This is a genomic window from Mesorhizobium sp. B1-1-5, from assembly GCF_006443065.1.
Classification (GTDB): Bacteria; Pseudomonadota; Alphaproteobacteria; order Rhizobiales; family Rhizobiaceae; genus Mesorhizobium.
This window is the reverse complement of sequence record NZ_VFWS01000062.1, coordinates 12,487-28,531: the sequence shown is the minus strand read 5'-3', so window position 1 is coordinate 28,531 and position 16,045 is coordinate 12,487. Positions and strand designations below refer to the sequence as shown.

General features: G+C 60.5%; 23 protein-coding genes and 1 tRNA gene. 11 read left to right on the top strand and 13 right to left on the bottom strand.

Annotated elements, in window-relative coordinates; genetic code table 11:
• Nucleotides 1–122: 122 nt before the first annotated feature.
• Nucleotides 123–1,481 carry a 3-phosphoshikimate 1-carboxyvinyltransferase gene (gene aroA, locus FJ980_RS18765; RefSeq protein WP_140545274.1) on the bottom strand — a complete coding sequence of 453 codons (1,359 nt, stop codon included), beginning with the start codon at nucleotides 1,479–1,481 and terminating at the stop codon, nucleotides 123–125.
• Nucleotides 1,482–1,677: 196 nt separating this feature from the next.
• On the opposite strand from aroA, the gene FJ980_RS18760 reads away from it, so the two are divergent.
• The 4 genes from FJ980_RS18760 (at nucleotide 1,678) to FJ980_RS34720 (ending at nucleotide 3,149) form a co-directional block, all read left to right on the top strand.
• Nucleotides 1,678–2,073: a TIGR02300 family protein gene (locus FJ980_RS18760; protein ID WP_140545272.1), complete on the top strand. Its 396-nt coding sequence runs from the start codon at nucleotides 1,678–1,680 to the stop codon at nucleotides 2,071–2,073.
• Nucleotides 2,074–2,238: 165 nt separating this feature from the next.
• A tRNA-Ala gene (locus FJ980_RS18755) sits at nucleotides 2,239–2,314 on the top strand.
• Nucleotides 2,315–2,485: 171 nt separating this feature from the next.
• Nucleotides 2,486–2,875: a hypothetical protein gene (locus FJ980_RS18750; protein ID WP_140545268.1), complete on the top strand. Its 390-nt coding sequence runs from the start codon at nucleotides 2,486–2,488 to the stop codon at nucleotides 2,873–2,875.
• A gap of 106 nt (nucleotides 2,876–2,981) precedes the next feature.
• Entirely contained in the window at nucleotides 2,982–3,149 is a 168-nt protein-coding gene (locus FJ980_RS34720) for a hypothetical protein (protein ID WP_181181249.1), read from the top strand.
• Here the strand turns inward: FJ980_RS34720 and FJ980_RS18745 are convergent.
• On the bottom strand, nucleotides 3,146–3,547 hold the full coding sequence (locus FJ980_RS18745) for a hypothetical protein (RefSeq protein WP_140545266.1): 402 nt from the start codon (nucleotides 3,545–3,547) through the stop codon (nucleotides 3,146–3,148). The genes FJ980_RS34720 and FJ980_RS18745 overlap by 4 nt on opposite strands.
• A 2-nt stretch (nucleotides 3,548–3,549) precedes the next feature.
• A complete protein-coding gene (locus FJ980_RS18740; protein WP_140545264.1) occupies nucleotides 3,550–5,739 on the bottom strand; it encodes a phage tail tape measure protein in 2,190 nt (729 codons plus the stop codon).
• 281 nt (nucleotides 5,740–6,020) lie between these two features.
• Here FJ980_RS18740 and FJ980_RS18735 point away from each other — a divergent pair, with 281 nt between their 5' ends.
• The 6 genes from FJ980_RS18735 to FJ980_RS18710 all read left to right on the top strand — a co-directional run bounded on the left by FJ980_RS18735 (nucleotide 6,021) and on the right by FJ980_RS18710 (nucleotide 10,207).
• Nucleotides 6,021–6,215: a hypothetical protein gene (locus FJ980_RS18735; protein WP_140545262.1), complete on the top strand. Its 195-nt coding sequence runs from the start codon at nucleotides 6,021–6,023 to the stop codon at nucleotides 6,213–6,215.
• Nucleotides 6,216–6,231: 16 nt separating this feature from the next.
• The gene (locus FJ980_RS18730; RefSeq protein WP_140545260.1) at nucleotides 6,232–7,011 is read left to right on the top strand and encodes a LamG domain-containing protein; all 780 of its coding nucleotides are present in this window, start codon (nucleotides 6,232–6,234) and stop codon (nucleotides 7,009–7,011) included.
• 298 nt (nucleotides 7,012–7,309) lie between these two features.
• Nucleotides 7,310–8,467 carry a hypothetical protein gene (locus tag FJ980_RS18725; RefSeq protein WP_140545258.1) on the top strand — a complete coding sequence of 386 codons (1,158 nt, stop codon included), beginning with the start codon at nucleotides 7,310–7,312 and terminating at the stop codon, nucleotides 8,465–8,467.
• A 72-nt stretch (nucleotides 8,468–8,539) separates the two neighbouring features.
• A complete protein-coding gene (locus FJ980_RS18720) occupies nucleotides 8,540–9,046 on the top strand; it encodes a hypothetical protein (RefSeq protein WP_140545256.1) in 507 nt (168 codons plus the stop codon).
• 354 nt (nucleotides 9,047–9,400) lie between these two features.
• Entirely contained in the window at nucleotides 9,401–9,793 is a 393-nt protein-coding gene (locus FJ980_RS18715) for a hypothetical protein (RefSeq protein ID WP_140545254.1), read from the top strand.
• Between the two features lie 93 nt (nucleotides 9,794–9,886).
• Complete coding sequence (locus FJ980_RS18710) at nucleotides 9,887–10,207, top strand: hypothetical protein (protein WP_140545252.1); 321 nt, start codon at nucleotides 9,887–9,889, stop codon at nucleotides 10,205–10,207.
• Between the two features lie 35 nt (nucleotides 10,208–10,242).
• On the opposite strand, the gene FJ980_RS18705 is transcribed toward FJ980_RS18710, so the two are convergent.
• Complete coding sequence (locus FJ980_RS18705) at nucleotides 10,243–10,491, bottom strand: hypothetical protein (protein WP_140545250.1); 249 nt, start codon at nucleotides 10,489–10,491, stop codon at nucleotides 10,243–10,245.
• 117 nt (nucleotides 10,492–10,608) lie between these two features.
• On the opposite strand from FJ980_RS18705, the gene FJ980_RS18700 reads away from it, so the two are divergent.
• Nucleotides 10,609–10,944 (top strand): excisionase, encoded by a 336-nt coding sequence (locus tag FJ980_RS18700; protein ID WP_246676457.1) that lies wholly within the window; start codon nucleotides 10,609–10,611, stop codon nucleotides 10,942–10,944.
• 148 nt (nucleotides 10,945–11,092) lie between these two features.
• Here the strand turns inward: FJ980_RS18700 and FJ980_RS18695 are convergent, their stop codons facing one another.
• From FJ980_RS18695 to FJ980_RS18655, 9 genes are all read right to left on the bottom strand, one after another.
• Entirely contained in the window at nucleotides 11,093–11,491 is a 399-nt protein-coding gene (locus tag FJ980_RS18695; protein WP_140545246.1) for a hypothetical protein, read from the bottom strand.
• The gene (locus FJ980_RS18690) at nucleotides 11,488–11,673 is read right to left on the bottom strand and encodes a hypothetical protein (RefSeq protein ID WP_140545244.1); all 186 of its coding nucleotides are present in this window, start codon (nucleotides 11,671–11,673) and stop codon (nucleotides 11,488–11,490) included. Before FJ980_RS18690 ends, FJ980_RS18695 begins: the two co-directional genes overlap by 4 nt.
• Complete coding sequence (locus FJ980_RS18685) at nucleotides 11,670–11,954, bottom strand: DUF6074 family protein (RefSeq protein ID WP_140545242.1); 285 nt, start codon at nucleotides 11,952–11,954, stop codon at nucleotides 11,670–11,672. The genes FJ980_RS18690 and FJ980_RS18685 overlap by 4 nt, the downstream gene beginning before the upstream one ends.
• A complete protein-coding gene (locus FJ980_RS18680; RefSeq protein ID WP_140545240.1) occupies nucleotides 11,951–12,643 on the bottom strand; it encodes a MarR family transcriptional regulator in 693 nt (230 codons plus the stop codon). Before FJ980_RS18680 ends, FJ980_RS18685 begins: the two co-directional genes overlap by 4 nt.
• Nucleotides 12,644–13,057 (bottom strand): HNH endonuclease, encoded by a 414-nt coding sequence (locus FJ980_RS18675; protein ID WP_140545238.1) that lies wholly within the window; start codon nucleotides 13,055–13,057, stop codon nucleotides 12,644–12,646.
• A gap of 71 nt (nucleotides 13,058–13,128) precedes the next feature.
• The gene (locus FJ980_RS18670) at nucleotides 13,129–13,434 is read right to left on the bottom strand and encodes a hypothetical protein (RefSeq protein ID WP_140545236.1); all 306 of its coding nucleotides are present in this window, start codon (nucleotides 13,432–13,434) and stop codon (nucleotides 13,129–13,131) included.
• Nucleotides 13,435–13,525: 91 nt separating this feature from the next.
• On the bottom strand, nucleotides 13,526–13,753 hold the full coding sequence (locus FJ980_RS18665; RefSeq protein ID WP_140545234.1) for a helix-turn-helix domain-containing protein: 228 nt from the start codon (nucleotides 13,751–13,753) through the stop codon (nucleotides 13,526–13,528).
• A gap of 326 nt (nucleotides 13,754–14,079) precedes the next feature.
• Nucleotides 14,080–15,303: a site-specific integrase gene (locus FJ980_RS18660; protein WP_140545232.1), complete on the bottom strand. Its 1,224-nt coding sequence runs from the start codon at nucleotides 15,301–15,303 to the stop codon at nucleotides 14,080–14,082.
• A gap of 215 nt (nucleotides 15,304–15,518) precedes the next feature.
• The gene (locus tag FJ980_RS18655; RefSeq protein ID WP_140545230.1) at nucleotides 15,519–16,019 is read right to left on the bottom strand and encodes a DUF6496 domain-containing protein; all 501 of its coding nucleotides are present in this window, start codon (nucleotides 16,017–16,019) and stop codon (nucleotides 15,519–15,521) included.
• Nucleotides 16,020–16,045 lie beyond the last annotated feature (26 nt).

The window sequence follows — 16,045 nt, the reverse complement described above, 5'->3', positions numbered from 1 at the left end:
GGTGATTGGCGAAAGCCGACGCGACAGCTGATCTCCCCCCAAGTGGGGGAGATGTCCGGCAGGACAGAGGGGGGCGCTGTCCCGCCGACATCTCTACTTGCCTTGCGCTTGTCATGAACCTTTTATCCAATCTCCGCGCCCAGCCCTTTCATCAGCCCCATGAATTCCGGAAAGCTCGTCGCGATCATGTTGGCGTCGTCGATGGTCACCGGCTTCTCCGTCGCCAGCCCCATCACCAGAAAACTCATGGCGATGCGGTGGTCGAGATGCGTCTTTACCGCCGTATCGGGGCCGTTAGGATGAGCGCCCAGCCCCTTGCCGCCCGGCCTGCCGCGCACCGCGAGCGAGGCCTCGCCCTCGGTGCAGTCGACGCCGTTGAGCTCCAGGCCCCTGGCGACCGCCGCCAGACGGTCGGATTCCTTGACCCGAAGTTCCTCCAGCCCCTGCATCAGCGTCTCGCCCTCGGCGAAACTCGCGGCGACGGCGAGCACCGGATACTCGTCGATCATCGATGGCGCGCGCTCCGGCGGCACGATGACGCCCCTCAGGTCGGAGGAGCGCACGCGCAGATCCGCCACGTCCTCGCCGCCGGCATTGCGCGGATTGAGGATATCGATCTTGCCGCCCATTTCCTGCAGGGTCAGAAGCAGCCCGGTGCGGGTCGGGTTCATCAGCACGTTCTCGATGACGATGTCCGAACCCGGCACGATGAGCGCCGCGACCAGCGGGAAGCCGGCCGAGGACGGGTCGCCCGGCACGGCGATCGTCTGTCCGGTGAGCTTGCCCTGCCCTTCGATGAAGATGTGGCGCACGCCGCGCTCATCTGTCTCGACGCTGAGGTTGGCACCGAAACCCTTCAGCATCTTTTCGGTATGGTCGCGCGTCATCACGGGTTCGATCACCGTGGTGATGCCGGGAGTGTTCAAGCCGGCAAGCAGCACCGCCGACTTCACCTGGGCGGATGCCATCGGCACGCGATAGGTGATGGGCGCTGCATGCTTCGGGCCGCGCAGCGTGATCGGCATGCGGTCGCCGGGAGCGGCCTTCAGCACCTGCACGCCCATCTGGCGCAGCGGGTCGAGCACGCGGCCCATCGGCCGGCCCGAAAGCGAGGCGTCGCCGATGAAGGTCGTCTCCATGTCATAGGTGCCGACGAGCCCCATGGTGAGGCGCGAGCCGGTGCCGGCATTGCCGAAGTCGAGCGGGCCTTCAGGCTGCAGCAACGCGCCGTTGCCGGTGCCGCGGATCACCCATTCGCCGCCGTTCTTTTCGATATGCGCGCCCATCGCCTTCATGGCGGCGCCCGTGCGCATCACGTCCTCGCCTTCGAGCAGGCCGGTGATGCGGGTCTCGCCGGAGGCAAGGCCGCCGAACATGAACGAGCGGTGCGAGATCGATTTGTCGCCCGGCACGCGCGCGGTGCCGGCAAGGGCAGGGGATTTGCGGGCCGTGGCCGGCTTAGCGGCGGCGGAGTGAGACATCCTTGTCTTCCAAATGAAATGCCGGCTGGCCGGCTCGGTTCGTCATGCTGCGGCGGTCTCGTATCACGGTGCGTTGCAATGGTCATCCCCTTGTGCGAGGCCTTCGAATACGAGCATTTTACAATGCCGGCTTTTGGCTTTGACAGCGCTCAAAACTGCGGTTATGGGGACCACTCTTTTATTGACGAGGCCTGCTGTGGCAAAAGCTGAACTTGGCACCAAGCGTGTCGACCCCGAAACGGGTCGGAAATTCTACGATCTCAACAAGGACCCGATCGTCTCGCCCTATACCGGCAAGAGCTATCCACGCTCCTATTTCGAGGAAGGCAAGATTTCCGCCCTCGAGGAAGATGAGGAAGTCGCCGAGAAGGAAGTGGACGCCGACGAAGAGGAAGGCGCCGAAGTCGTGTCGCTCGAGGAGGCCGATGACGAGGCCAAGGGCGGCGGCGACGAGCTTCCGGATCTTGGCGACGATGAAGAGGATGTCGATCTCGGCGACGATGAGGACGACACCTTCCTTGCCGACGAAGAGGAAGAGGACGATGACGTCGCCGATATGATCGGCGTCGGCGACGACGATGACGAAGTCTGATTGGATCGTTTGCCGGCCATTTTGGCCTGTGACGAAAAAGCGGCTTTTCAAGGCTTGATCTTGACCGAAGGCGGCGCTAGAAGCCGCCAGCACTTAAACGACGGCGCGGTTCCCAATCGCGCCGGATCTCTTCGCCGGAAACGGCGCCGGCCGACTGCCGGGAGTGGGGCCATAGCTCAGTTGGGAGAGCGCTTGAATGGCATTCAAGAGGTCGTCGGTTCGATTCCGATTGGCTCCACCAAATAGTCCATCTATCCCGTTGATAAGAAAGCGCTTTTTCAAAAGCGCTGCCATTGTCCCTAACCAAAACCCTAACTCGGGCATTTCCTGCCCCTGTCGACCCCGCAAATTATCACGCGTTGACGCGTCCGCATCTTTCTGGCTGATTTGCGCCGGGGCTCGGGGGAATTTCATGAAGAGCATCGTACTCGCGGCGGCATTGTTTACGCTGTCTGGAAATTTTGCGGCGGCCGATACCATCACGGCCAAAGAGATAGCCGCCGGCATTTCCAGCGGCAAAACGGAGCTTGAGCAGGAAAGTTGGTGGGATGCGAACATGGGCGGCAGGCTTCACGAAATCAGCGGCAAAGTCGCCGATGTCCAAGCGGGAACCCTTTCGGGGTATTGGGTACACCTAGACATAGGCAAGGGGATCAAGACGATGTGCGGCTTCGAAACCGAGCAGAAATCGGTGGTCCAGTCGCTGAGGAAGGGTGACCGCTTTACCTGCAAAGGCAAGGTTTCGTCGACGTGGACGGTCGTCTTTGGTCCTTCGTTCAACGTCGACTGTTCGGCACCATGAACCACCGTATAAACGCCCTCGCACTGATCCTCTTCGGCGTCTGGCTTGGAGGCATGATCGCGCTTGGCCTCAGAGCGTTCGGCGGTTGAGGTCGAAGCCCTTGAACATGCTGGACGCCTTCGTGGACCCGCCGAGCCCATTCGCCCCGTTGGAGGAATGGGAGGCCTTCCGCGATGACGTGGCGGCCGTTGTCCCGCGCACTCCCGAGATCGAGCGCTATGTTCGCGAGGCCGAAGAGGCGATCGAGCGCCTGAAGAGAGGCGAGGCGAGCTAACTGTCGCGGCGACCCGTCTCCGTCATCGCGGGCAAGACGACCAGGGTCTCCGCGTCGGACCAACCGAGGACTTCGCTGCCGACGGTCAATTCGAAAGACAGGGACTCGGCACCTCTGGCGTAGGCGAATGTCTTGGCCTCATTTATCAGGGGCGTTAGCAAATCGGAGGCGGTGGCGCACGCCCCCACGATGTCGGTCGATGCGTTGACCGCGCACGTCCGCATTAAAGCGCGGAAATCGGATGACTCCCTCGGCCACACGAAAGCGGTTGCCGCGATAAGGCGGCCGCCCGCCGCCGCGATGTCGTTGGCTAGAATGTCTCGCTCGCACCGGACCCAAGCGACGCGATCGGCATGGGTGTTTAGTTCTGCATCGGGTGTCAGAATGATTGCTCTCACGATTACATACCTCCGTCGCCAAGGTTTTGCCGCAGCGCCCCGCTCACCGCGCCTCCAACGGCCGAGCCAATCGCCGCCGGGCTCGCATTCGTGACGGCGTGGACGGTCACGTTGATAACCGGCGCCGGAGACGGATTTGTCACTTGGACTTGCTGTACGCCGGACGGAACGGTCGTCACCGGCCCGTTGACGTTCACGGCCTGCGGTCCCGAACTCGGATTCGGGCCGATCGGCTGCGTGAGGTCGCGCCAGAGGCCGCCAAAGCTAAATGGCTCGGCCGGCTGGACCGGCGTCGAAGGCGGAGCCGGCTCCGCATGCCCGGTTAGGGGATTCCTGGTGCGAGCGCGGCTCTCGCTGGAAACGTTCGCGTTCTGGCTAGGATCGAAAAGCCGATTGTCCGCCGGCCCCTTTGCCTCCAGCGCCCGAAACAGCGTGTAGGCGGCTCCCGTCGCGAGTGTGCCGCGCGCAAGCCACGGTGCAATCCTCACCAGCAAACTGCCGCCAGCGGCGCCCCAAGCACCTAACGAATTCCCCGGCCTCGCCGCGACATCGGGACCGCCCGTCCCCTTGATGAGGTCGAATATCCACTTTGCGGTGCGCAATCCCGACAGTGTGTACGCCGCTTTCACGATCCCCTGCATGATCGAGAGGATGCCGCGAAGTGGGGAGAGCGCAATTCGTGCTGCGATCGACAGCGCCCCCATACCGGCGGCTCCGGCTAGGAGCGCGCCGCCTAGATCGCGGGCATTGGCGTTCTTGATGGCGTCGAGGATGGTCGCGATCGGCGTGTCGTGCAGGCTCGCGCCGAATTGCTGCCAGCGGTGGAAGAGTTCGCCGACCTTGTCGCCGGACATGCCGTCGCCCTCGATCCCGAAGATGAGGTCGCGAATGCCCTTCAGCGTCTCCGCTACGCCGGAAAGGGCTTCCGCCGCGCCGCCTTTGTAGCCGAGCCCGTTGAAGAACCCGTCCGCCGACGCCGAGAGCCGATCGAAGATCGATACTCGCCCCTCCGCCGTGGCGAAGAAGTTGTTCAGATAGTGAAGGCTCCCATTGATCGCCGGGAGAAGCTTCGCACCAAAGACCGCCGCCGCAAGCTCGACGTTGCCAGTGAATTGCTTCCACTGGTTTTTCGTGGTGTTCTTGAAGCTCTCGAAAACCTTGTTGACGGAGCCGGCATAGACGGCCGTATCGCCAAGCTTTTGCATCGTGTCGACTACGCGGCCGACGTTGCCCGCGAGCGCGGCGACCTCGTCTTGCGTTTCGAGGCCGAAGAGGTCTTTCATGAACGTTGCGCGGTCGGGCCGCGACATCTGTTCCGTGAGCTTCAGGATTTTGATCAGGGCCTTCGTGGGGTTCTCGAAAAACTCTTTCTGGAGCTTTTTCGAGTAGCCCTTGCCGCCTAGCTGATCGATGACTTTCCCGGCGCCCTTTTTGCTGCCAAGGTCCGTCATCTTGGTAAGCATGGCGTTTACCGCCGTGCCGGCTCGCCCGGACTGGAGGCCGACTTCGGTCATCGCCGAGCCGATCGCCAAGAGGTCTTTCGGACTTAGGCCGGCGGCCGTGGCGCCCGGACCCGTGCGAAGCACGAAGTCGACGAGTTGTTCCTCGCTCGCGGCCGTATTATCGGCGACGTAGTTGATTGCGTCGGCGTAGTCCTCAAGCTGATCCATATTCAGCTTAAGCGACGCCTTGATGTGCGCGAGACTGTCGGCCGCCTGATCGGCGGTCATGTCGAAGGCGATGGCGACCTTCGACCCGAGAAGCGCGAAGCGCTCCAAATCCTCGTTTGCAATGCCGAACGTGCCGGCTTGTGCGACAAGGCGCGCGATCTCCGTAGCCGCGAGAGGCGTCTCTCGGGCAAGCTGCTTGATGCGCTCCGCCAGCTTGTCGATTTGCGGCGGGGCCATGTTCACTTTTTTGGAGACATCGGCCATCGCGTCTTCAAAGTCGACGGCGCCGCCGATCATCGCCTTGAAGCCGACATAACCGGCTGCACCGGCGGCAAAGGTCGCCATGGTGCGATTGAGCATCAACATGGCGCCGTTGGCGGCATTGGCCGAAAGCGTCGTGCCTTCAAGGCCCTTGCCGCCCTTGCCCGCGCCATTGCCGAAGATGCGGCTCATGATGCCCTTGGCGGGGCCGCTCGCCTTGTCGACGAGGCTTAGCACCATACGGACATCAAGCGCGGCCATTTTGAGCCCCCCTCGCGAGTGCGCGCTCGATTTCACGCCTCACCCATGCGGCACGGGAGATCGCCTCCGTTTCCGCCGCCTCATCCAGCGCGGCAAGCGTCTCAGTGCTCACGCTGGTAGCGATCTGCTCAATAAGCTTAGCTCTTTTCATCTGCCTTGACCCAAAGTTCTATAATAGTTCTGAAGCATTATTTATCCGAAACGCTTCGTTGTTCCCTTTACGTTCGCATTTTTTGCTGATAAAGTCTAACAAAAAGTGAGAACAAACCCGGAGAATTGTTATGGTGAGCTTGAATAGTTATTGCACGGAAACCGAAGCGGCAGGGATCATGGGTTATTCGGTCGAGGATTTCCGTCGCCTGATGGGCGCAGACCACAAAGCGCCGCGCCCATGCGGTTTCATGGCTGGCAGCGACGAACAGCACTATGTCCGCGCGCTGATCGTCAACTATCGCGACGCGCGCTCGCGCCGCTGATCACAGGGACACGTCCATGTCACTTACAGTCAAGCACGATGGGGCTTGGAAGCCCGGGACTCCATACGTCAAGAGCGGCGGCGTGTGGAAACCAGCGAAGGAGCTTTACGTGATGGATGCGGGGGTTTGGAAACCCACCCTCAATTATCCCACGACTACCCTGCTGCACTTCGACGGAGCAGACGGCTCCAGTGTGTTTACGGACGCATCCATGAGGGGCGTCACGTTCAGCGTTGGGGGCAACGCAAAACTTACCACCGCCCAGTCAGTGTTTGGGGGCGCGTCGCTCTTTGTCGCAGACAGCGGAACAGGTGGCTACATCTACTGTGATAACGACGCGACCGCCTTCACGCTGCCGGGCGATTTCAGTATCGAGTGCTGGATCAACATCGCCAACACGTCTTCGCAGCGTGTGGTTTGGGATACTCGCCCGACAACCTCGGGGGCGGGCATCACGGTCGAAATCTCCACAGGCGAACAGTGGCGAGTCTATGTGGCAGGGACCCAGCGGTTTCTGTCCGCTGCGATGTCCGTTAATGCGTGGCACCACCTCGCACTGTGCAGAGCCGCAGGAACCATCCGGGCGTTCCTCGACGGTGTCTCCTTTGGGACGCCCTACGCCGACGCCACGATCTTTAGCGACAACAAGCTGACGATTGGTTCGTACATCGATCAGCGCGGTTTGCTGAGCAATTCGTTTCGAGGGTACTTGGACGAGTTTCGCTTCACCAAGGGACTGGCTCGCTATACAGCGAATTTCACCCCGCCTAGCGCGGCATTCGATGCGTTCGAATAGTATCAGAAGGACGCTGGAAATACGGTCGGTTCCCCGCATTCCCAATGATCGGACCGGATGGCGGCGACGCCAATTCCATTGGTCATGGCGGATCGGCTACGCCGCCGGCTTTTTCGTTCGGAGCGCATGGAGGCCGCTGTTGGTCATCGTGGCCGTTCGGCTTATAGGTCGATAAAGGTCCATTGGGGAGCATAGCAGAAGGCTAGTGCCGGAAACCGGTGGAGTTCTCTAGGCCGAACTGACAAGCGTCAAGTTCTGAGCTAATTGTGTGCTTGGTGGTCGATTCGCGGGGGATGAGATGACAGTAATCGTTGATCCGGCAATTCGCATTCTGCCGGATGGTCATCGTATATTCGTGCTTCATCCTGGCGAAGGAAAACGGTTCTATACCGATTTTCAAGCTACGGATTCGGTCTTTCTGGACCTGCCCGGCATTGCATTTACCAACCCGCCACAGATAAACGATGAGGACCTACGCAATCAACTTCGGATGGCACGCCGCGTCTCTATTTGGCGGCGACGCGGGTCAAATCCAGACGATAAGCCGAGCCGTAATCCAGACGATTATAAGATCACTACGGTGACACCTGATGCGCCACGGTTTGTGCATGAGGTCTACGATCTCTACACCGAAGCGAAAGCTGGGGACCTGATCATTGTACCTGGCAAGGGATATGGCTCGACCGTATTCTTTGGGGAGGCGGTGAACAATTTCGACCCGGATTTCACGGTGGAGAGCCTGCGCTACCCCGACGAAAGAATCCCTGCGCGTAAGGTTAAGTGGTTGCCTGTCAATCTGGCAAAGCAGCAATTTAATCGTAGGCTCATACGGCTGATGCAAAATCGGCAGGCAATTATACAGGTGACGCGGGAGGATGACCGGCGAGAGATATACACCCATGCCTATGGGGACTACGTCTGGAAAGAATCGTCTGGAAATCTTATTCGCGTGACGAAAGACGACATCGATCTTAACGATTTAAACAAGGCAGTCGACCTTACCAACTATTTTGCGTCGCAATATCTAGCTTTGAAAAAGGGCGAGCTTGCCGCTTTTTTTGGCCTCGGCTTCCACGAAGCGATCGATAGCTATTATGACAAAAGCTATTTCGGCGGCGTCAATGTGGAAATCCACTCTCCTGGCTATTTTGGACGGCCGATGAAAAAAGCCGCAATGGCTGGATACGTCTCGGCTATGCTTGCGTTATCGGGTTCCGGCATCAGCGCCCAGGAGGCGACCGACGCCAAGGTTGTCAACTCTGCCAATGCTGCCAGCGCCGTCGTCTCAATCTGCGACATGGAATTAGAAGCGGATATCCGCCAAACCATGGAGATGTACGCCAATATTCACCTTTGGGAGAATGATGTCTGCCCACGGCGAGAGGCGACCAAAAATTCGGTTGGCCTTAAGACAGACGTAACGGTAAAGAAAGAAGTGCCGGCGGCTGGGAATTAAAAATTCGGCCACGAATTGCTATATAATGGGGAAGGCGGATATTGTTGGAGTGCCGCCGTTAGGAGCAGACCGGTGCTGAAGGCGATCAAGGAATTCGCTCGCGCGCACATACTTGGGACCGCGATCTCATGTCTGGCAACCGGCGCGATCGGGGGCGCGGGTGCTTATTGGTCACTGTATGAGGCTCACGTAAACCGCGTGGAGGAAATGAAGGTTCAAGAGTTTCAGGGCCTTGTCGCGGAGAACAAGAAATTCGAGGAATTGCTGAGTGCCTTCACTGAAGAGGTTGGCTCCAGCGGCACAGTCGATCCGGAAAAACGAAAAGAAATTTCGGCCAGCTTGGTCCGGCTCTACAGCGGGCTGGGTGCCTTCACCGTCAACCTCCCGTCGGATCAAGAGCCACCTGTTAAAAAGCTTCAAACCTCAATCAATGAGGTAAAAAAGCACGTGCAACTAATGCAGAAAAAGCAGGACCTTGAAAATCTTGGCGCCGCTCTCGTGGTGATGTTTCGGGATATGAAGGCTGCGCAACCGGTTTTGGAACAGGCGGTGGGTAAGCCGTTCGCGTCTTCAACCTGATCGACGAGCGTCGGTGTGGCCTGCCAACCAGAGCCGATTTTTAAAGTTCGGTCGGCAGGTAGCCCTTTCTGCTAAGCCAGTCGGACAAAATACGCCTCACCGCCTCCGCCCGCGTCGGGTGATCCTCTTGAGCGGCGGAAAAGGCGTCGAGCCCATCCAACACGCGACGCTCTAGGCGCGATTTCACCGCTTCACTATCGACGGCAGGCCGGCCTCTCCCGCGACTGACAAAAACTTTTGTTGGTCCCATAAATTGACAATCCGATTTTATGGTCCCATAAAATACCCGAGCGAAGACGCGGCGGCAACCGCAATCTTCGCTCTGACCGAAACCCGATCACTGGAGGATCGAGAATGGCTACCGCCACCACTACATCGAAATTCGATCGCGCCGCAATCATGCGCGCCGCCCACCACTACGCGCAAATGTACAGGGGCCGCGACTGGTCCTACGCCTTCCTTCTGCAGACCGGCCTCCGGAATGCCTGGGCCACGGAGAAAGCGGGCCTTACCCCGGCGCAGCGCCGCGCCGATGCGGTCGCGGCGGAGATTGACGCCCTCCGATACAAAACGCTCCGCTACGACATCGTCGCCGAGCGCCGTCGCCTCGACGCGGAAGCCGCCGAGTTGCGCCGCCAGATCGAAGTCACAAGACAGGTTGAGGCCTTATCGTTCGGGCCGATCCGTCTCGACGGCAGCGCCGCGCGGGCTTCTCTTCAAGCCCAACTCGCCGCGCTCGCCGCCTAAGCCCACGCTTCCTACCGCAACAAAGTTCCCGGCTCCGCCGTTCGGGCGGAGCGCGCCGCTTCAAAGGACAAATTCATGACCGCCGTTTCTCGCATGCTGACCGCCTTCGACCTCGCCGTCGCCATCTGGCGCGACCATGATACGGGCCCCGACCAAGACGTGCTGCCCGGGAGCGCTCCGGCCATCGCGACCGAGCTACAAGTCGAAATCATGCATGAGGCCGCCCGCATTCCTTCCAAGAATGCCGCCGACGTGGCCGCGAAGGAAAAGATTGCCGACCACATGGAGCGGGCCCTCGACGGCGTCTTGACCAAGGACGGCGAGCCGATAACGGCCGCCCTTCGGCGATCGATCGTCGCCGATCTCATGCGCTTCGGCCGCATCGTGCTATTCGAAGCGCACGCCGCTGCTTAAGCGGCACTCCCACTTATCGCGATGACGAGGCCGGATCATTCCGGCCTCTTTTTCGTTGCCGCAACGGCAGAACGCGTGAAGGACATCAGGAAATGAGGAAACGCGACAATGGCATAACGGCAAAGGAAATCGATCAACTCGCGATGGTGGCGTTGGAGTTGGTCGAGAAACCCGGGGAGAAATGCGCGCCAGTCCTCTCCCGGTTGATGGACGAGCGGGACAAAATGCGCCTCGACGCAGGGCGCCGCGACGAACTGCGTGCGTCGCGGCGTCGTCTCCGGCAAGCCGGATGCATCCGAGCTTGATTGCGTGGCAACCCGCTCCTAGGCTCACCGAAGCTATAGATCGATCGGAGGGCGCACGTGGGCGCTGGACAGCCAGACTACGATAAGGACGCCCCCTTGCGGCTCGAAACGGCCGCCAAGATCGCGTTCCCTGATGGGACGATGGGCGCCAAGGGACTACGCAAGGAACGTGACCGAGGGCGCCTTGCAACCGAGATCATCGCCGGCAAGGAATACACGACGCTGGCAGCAATCGGGGAAATGAGACGGCTCTGCTGCGTCCAAGCAAAGGAAAGGCCCGGAAGGGCGAACGATCAATTCGGGCGAAAGCCGGATGGTTCATCCTCGACGGATGCCGTCGAGATAGCGCAGGCCGCATGCGAGGCGCAGTTGGAGAGGCTTAAAAATACCTTCAAGAATGCGCCAAAGAACACGCCCCGACGGCGGCCATAGGGTAAAAATCGACGGCTACCGCCACGATTTGGCGCTGTGCGGGCCGTGCATGGCCGGCCAGCGCGTTTTTTCGCCTTCGATCGCGGGAAAGTCGGGCGAGGGCGCTCTCGCGCGTCCTTGGCCCCGGTGTGGCGGTAGGCGCCGAGACCTATTCCCTTTCCGTCATGTCCGGAAGGATGGACCCAGCCGCGCCGACATTGGAAATTAGCACCTCGCCGCCGAAGGACACCTCGAACGCGGCCGGCTCCACGCCATGCAGGTGAAGCTCATCACGATTGGCCTCGATTTCCAAGATCAGCCCGCGCAACAATTCCGTGCCGGAAGCGCAGGCGTCAATCATGTCGGTGGAAGCGTCGACGGCCTCCGTCTTGGTCAGCGCAGTTGGTGCATCATGATCGCCGCCCTTGAAAAAGATCGTTGCCGCGATCAGCCGGTCCCCGACCAAGGACATGTCGGCGGCGAGGCGCCCAAGCTTCTGTCGGCTCCAGGCGACCCGCTCCGCGTCGGTGCACAACGGTCGATCTGGAATAACTCTTATCGGCTTCACAATGCTCTCCCGCCGCGCTGGTCAGACTTCAAGCGGTCGATTGCCGCGTCGGCCTCGTCAATGAACGCCTGCACGTCGGGCGTGCGCGGCTCGATCTTCAGCATGCTCTCGCGGAATGCCTCCCATTCCTCCAGCGCGGCAAAAGGACCGGGATTTTCGATGAAGCCCCGGAACATGGTCAAGCGGCCCCGCCGTGACGCGTCTGAAGCCGCGCCATTTCAAATCCGACCGCCCGGCTGAAGTCGTTCAACTCCCGATCGATAGTATCGCCATCGACGCCGGACGCCGCCATTCCGTCGGCCATCTGGCGCACCACGTGACGCCAGTAGCCATCGCCTTGTCGCCGCTCACCCGCCCGCTTGATTAGCTCTTGCGCCGCCCGCCGGATTTTGCCCATGCGCCTAGCGGCTGGAAATGGGATCACGATCGCGCTCATTGCCTTCCCTTTCTCTGCGTTGGTCATTGCGCTTTTCTCAACTCGAACTCAGCGAGGATGCGCTCGGCGCTCCGCCCGCTCCGATCGATGACGGCGAGAGCCGACACGACGGCCGAGGCGACCGGCGACGGCGCGGCCCAAATTTTTTCGGGGGCCTCTGGAGTGTTATATTTAGGGTTTAAAGAGTACGTCCCGCTAGGCGGCGCCGCAAAGACATCGGAATTTGCCGCCTCGAACCCCTTGCGCCCATTGGCTTTGGGCGGCTTTGCCGTCGGCGTTTCGACAGCCCTTTCAACGTCCGGTTTTTCCGTACGTTCCTGTCCGGTTTCGCCGGACGTTGGATTTTTGGCCCGATAGTCGAAAGTGGCGGTGCCGGGAACCTCGTCGACATTAAGCCACGTTGCCCGATAGGCGGATGACCGCCCGCTCATCTTGCCGCGCATGGCGCCCTCCCGAGCCGTCACAAGAAACCCGGCCTCGACGAGGTCGCGAATAACCCGGCTTGCCGTTTCCTTATTGCAGCGGAGCAGGCCGGCGAGATCGCGCGCCGACATCGACATCGGATTTCTGTGATCCCCGTCGCGCCAATATCTGGCGGTTATCACCACGTAGGCCCACCTCGCGGTGTCCGTCGGCAACGCGTCTAGATAGGGGAGATCGGCATTGGCGATCTTTACGAATAGCCCTTTTACGTGCCTGCCGGTATCGCGCGCCATCTATCGTCGCCCCCCGGCAACCTTCCTGACAATGCTGGCTATCGTCGAACCGGAGACGCCGTGCATGATTGCAATGTCGCGGAAGCGCATGACGTGGGCTAGCTCGCTTCCGATGAACTCGATCTCGCGTGGCCCAACTTTAGGCCGCCGGTTTGTGCCGTGCTTCGCCCTGTCGTCGGCATTGTCGGCATGCGTTGCCCATCGGACATGACGCTTGTTGACACATGGTGCATGGCCGCAACTGTGCGCCACTACGCTGTCCGGCGTCGGGCGCGGACCATGCGCGCGCTCGCACACTACGACGTGGCCGTATTCGTCGTTTCCGAGCCTCGCATAGCCATCGGCATTGCGACCAAAGGGAAATGGAATGCAATCATCGGTTTCGGTCAGAAGGGCGCCCTCTATGAACGCCATTGGCGCCCCCTTCGGCGCATTGCGTCGGCGGACCCGAAAGGGGTCGCGAGGGTCGACAAATTTCTTCACAGCTAGCACTCCGCGTCTTCCGCATCGACGATGATCGTGATGTCGCCGGTGTTCTTGGTGTCGACCTTGTCGGCCATTCCGAGTTTGTTCTTTGCGAGGAATATCGCCATCGCCGGGTTCTTTTCGGCCATGCGCCGCATGGTGCGGCGGAGAGATACCCGCCCTTCCGCGCGACCGCGTTCGATGATGTCGGCGACTTCCGGCTCGCGCTTCTTGAATTCGCGAAAAGTCGAAGTGGCGACCCCTAAGACCGACGCTATTTCCTCTTCGGTTGCATCGATCTGGGCGAGCGCCCGAATTGACGCCAAGGTTCTGTCGTCGGCGTCCAGGGCGCGGGGGCGGCCCGTGCCACTTTTCGACCCCGGCGCCCCTTTGTCGGATTTGCCGCCGGAAACTCGATTAGCCATCCGCCCGACCCCTACCGATTTCGGCCGCCGGGAGCGTTGCGATGTAGCGGTCGACCTCAATGTCTTGGATGCGCGCCAGCTTTCCAAGCTTGACCGCCTTGACCTTGCCGGCGCCGATCAGGCTGTAGAGCGTCGATCGGCTGATGCTTAGAACCTTCGCCGCCTGCGGAATGCTGTAGAGGCGGATGGCAGGGCTACGGTTGGTGGTTTCGTTGTTCATAGCTTTCCCCAAACGGAAGCGCGCCGCCCCTCGTAGAAGGACAGCGCGCAGAAACAAAAAAAGCCCGGCGCTAGGGCCGGGCGTGGTGATGAAGTGGCGGGCTCGCGGAAACTCTTAGACTAGGGGCGGCCTGCGGCTGGATACAAAAAAAGGCCCGGTCACTTTCGTGGCCGAGCCCTGCAAACGGATTTTCCCGTTTCCATTAAACCCAAATATCGGACCTTCGCTAGAAAGTCAATACACGCTAGTCCAACGGCGTGCATTTCTATTCGCCGATATTTCGGCGGCCTAAATATAGGCCACTATCACAAAATAGAAAACTTCGCCTACGCCTTCTTGCGACTGAATTTCACGACGTTGCCATCTTTGGTTGTCGACAGATGGCCCGCCCATTCGTCCATAAGCTTCCGGCGTTTGTCTAGTGCGGTGGAGCGGCGATAGGCGTTCTCGACCGCGTTGCCAACAATGTGGGCGAGGGCATGCTCCGCGACCTCGCGGGGCGTTTCCGTCTCGTTTCCGGCCCAATCCCTAAATGACGACCGGAAGCCGTGGGTGGTGCAATTCTCGACCTTCATGCGTTTCATCAATTGCTTGAAGGCCATGTCCGAAAGCGCCTTGCCTTTATAGCCGGGGAACACAAAGCCGGCTCCGTCCGCGTCGCCCTCCGTGCCGGTATCGTGAAGTGCCTTCACGATCGCCAGCGCCGGTTTGGAGAGTGGGACTTGATGCACTTTTCCCGCCTTCATGCGCTTCGCCGGTATAGTCCACAGTGCCGCGTCAAGATCGAACTCGCTCCATGCGGCATTGCGTGCTTCACCGGAGCGCGTGGCCGTGAGGATCACGAATTCAAGCGCTCGCGCCGCTATGCCGTCTTGCTGTCGCAGCGACTTCAGGAACGCGGGCACGTCCGCGTAAGACATTGCCGCATGATGACCGCGCGCAAGCAACTTCTTTTGCTTCGGCAACAGCGCATCAAGATTTCCGCGCCAAGCCGCCGGATTGTCGCCTGTGCGCCAGCCCTTGACCTTCGCGAAGGCCAAGACGCGTTCGATCCGGCCCATCAGGCGCTTCGCCGTCTCCGATTTAGTGTTCCAGTGCGGCCTAAGCACCTTCAGGACATCGTCGGTCATGATCTGCGAAACCTTCATAGGCCGCAGATACTTGCAATAAGCATCGCCAAGCGTCTGCCCCCACTGGTATTTGTGTTTCTCGTTTCGCCAAGCCGCCTCATTGTCCGCGAGGAACAGTTTGACGGCCTCACCGAAGTTGGGCTCCGCCTTCTGGCGCCTCCGCTCGGCGATAGGATCGCGGTTTTCGGCAATCGCCTCTCTGTACTCCGTCGCCGTCCTGCGCGCCGACGCAAGTGTCGTGGCCGGATAAACGCCTAGCCCACCCTCGCGACGCCGCCGGCCCTCTCGCCATATGAAGGACCACGACTTCGCGCCACCGGCCTTTACGTTGAGATATAGACCGCCTCCATCGCCATGGAGGCCGGGCTTTGAGAGCGCCTTGCATTTAGCATCCGTTAGCTTATTCAGTTCTCTCGCCATTGCCCGACCCTAACCATAACCCTAACCAGTGTTAGGGATATTATCGGATCGCGGTGGACGTAGCTAGACGGTGGGAGGGCTTAATATGCTGATTTTCCAACGGTCTTTGGACCGCACGGGGCGGACTTGGACGGTTGTTTTACGGAGATTGGCTCCACCAAACAGTCCTTCCTGAGCAATTGCGCGAACGGAAAACCGCTCGCACTCGAATTGCCCTAACCGCGCTGGGCGCGGGTTCTGGCTGCTTTGCGCGCTGCCGCCGATCGTCCGGCGGCGCCTTTGGTCTGCGCGGCTTTCCTCGCCGCCGCCGACCGCTCTTCGGCTGTGCGGCCGGATGCGGCGCTCTTGGCCTGCTTCGACAGAGCCTTGTGGGAGGCGGTGCTCTTCGGCTCGCCCTCAAGCACCTTCGATACCGCCTTCGAGACCTTCGGCTGGCGCTTCGGCTTCCGATCGCCCTGGCCTGCCTCGTAAGCATATTTGGCGCTCTTGCGCGTGCTGTCCTTCACATCGCCTTTTTTGGGGGGCGGCAGGTCGACGCCCGCGCGGCGCGCTTCCGAAAGGCCGATGGCGATCGCCTGTTTGGTGGAGCGGGCGCCGTGCTTGCCTTTGCGGACTTTGTCGATTTCCGCGTGAACGAATTCACCGGCCTGCGTGCTTGCCGACTTGCCTTCGCGCTTGTCCTCGCGCGCCTTTTCGATGGTTTTCTTGTCCGGCATTGTCTTTCTCCTCGTTCGAACGGGGG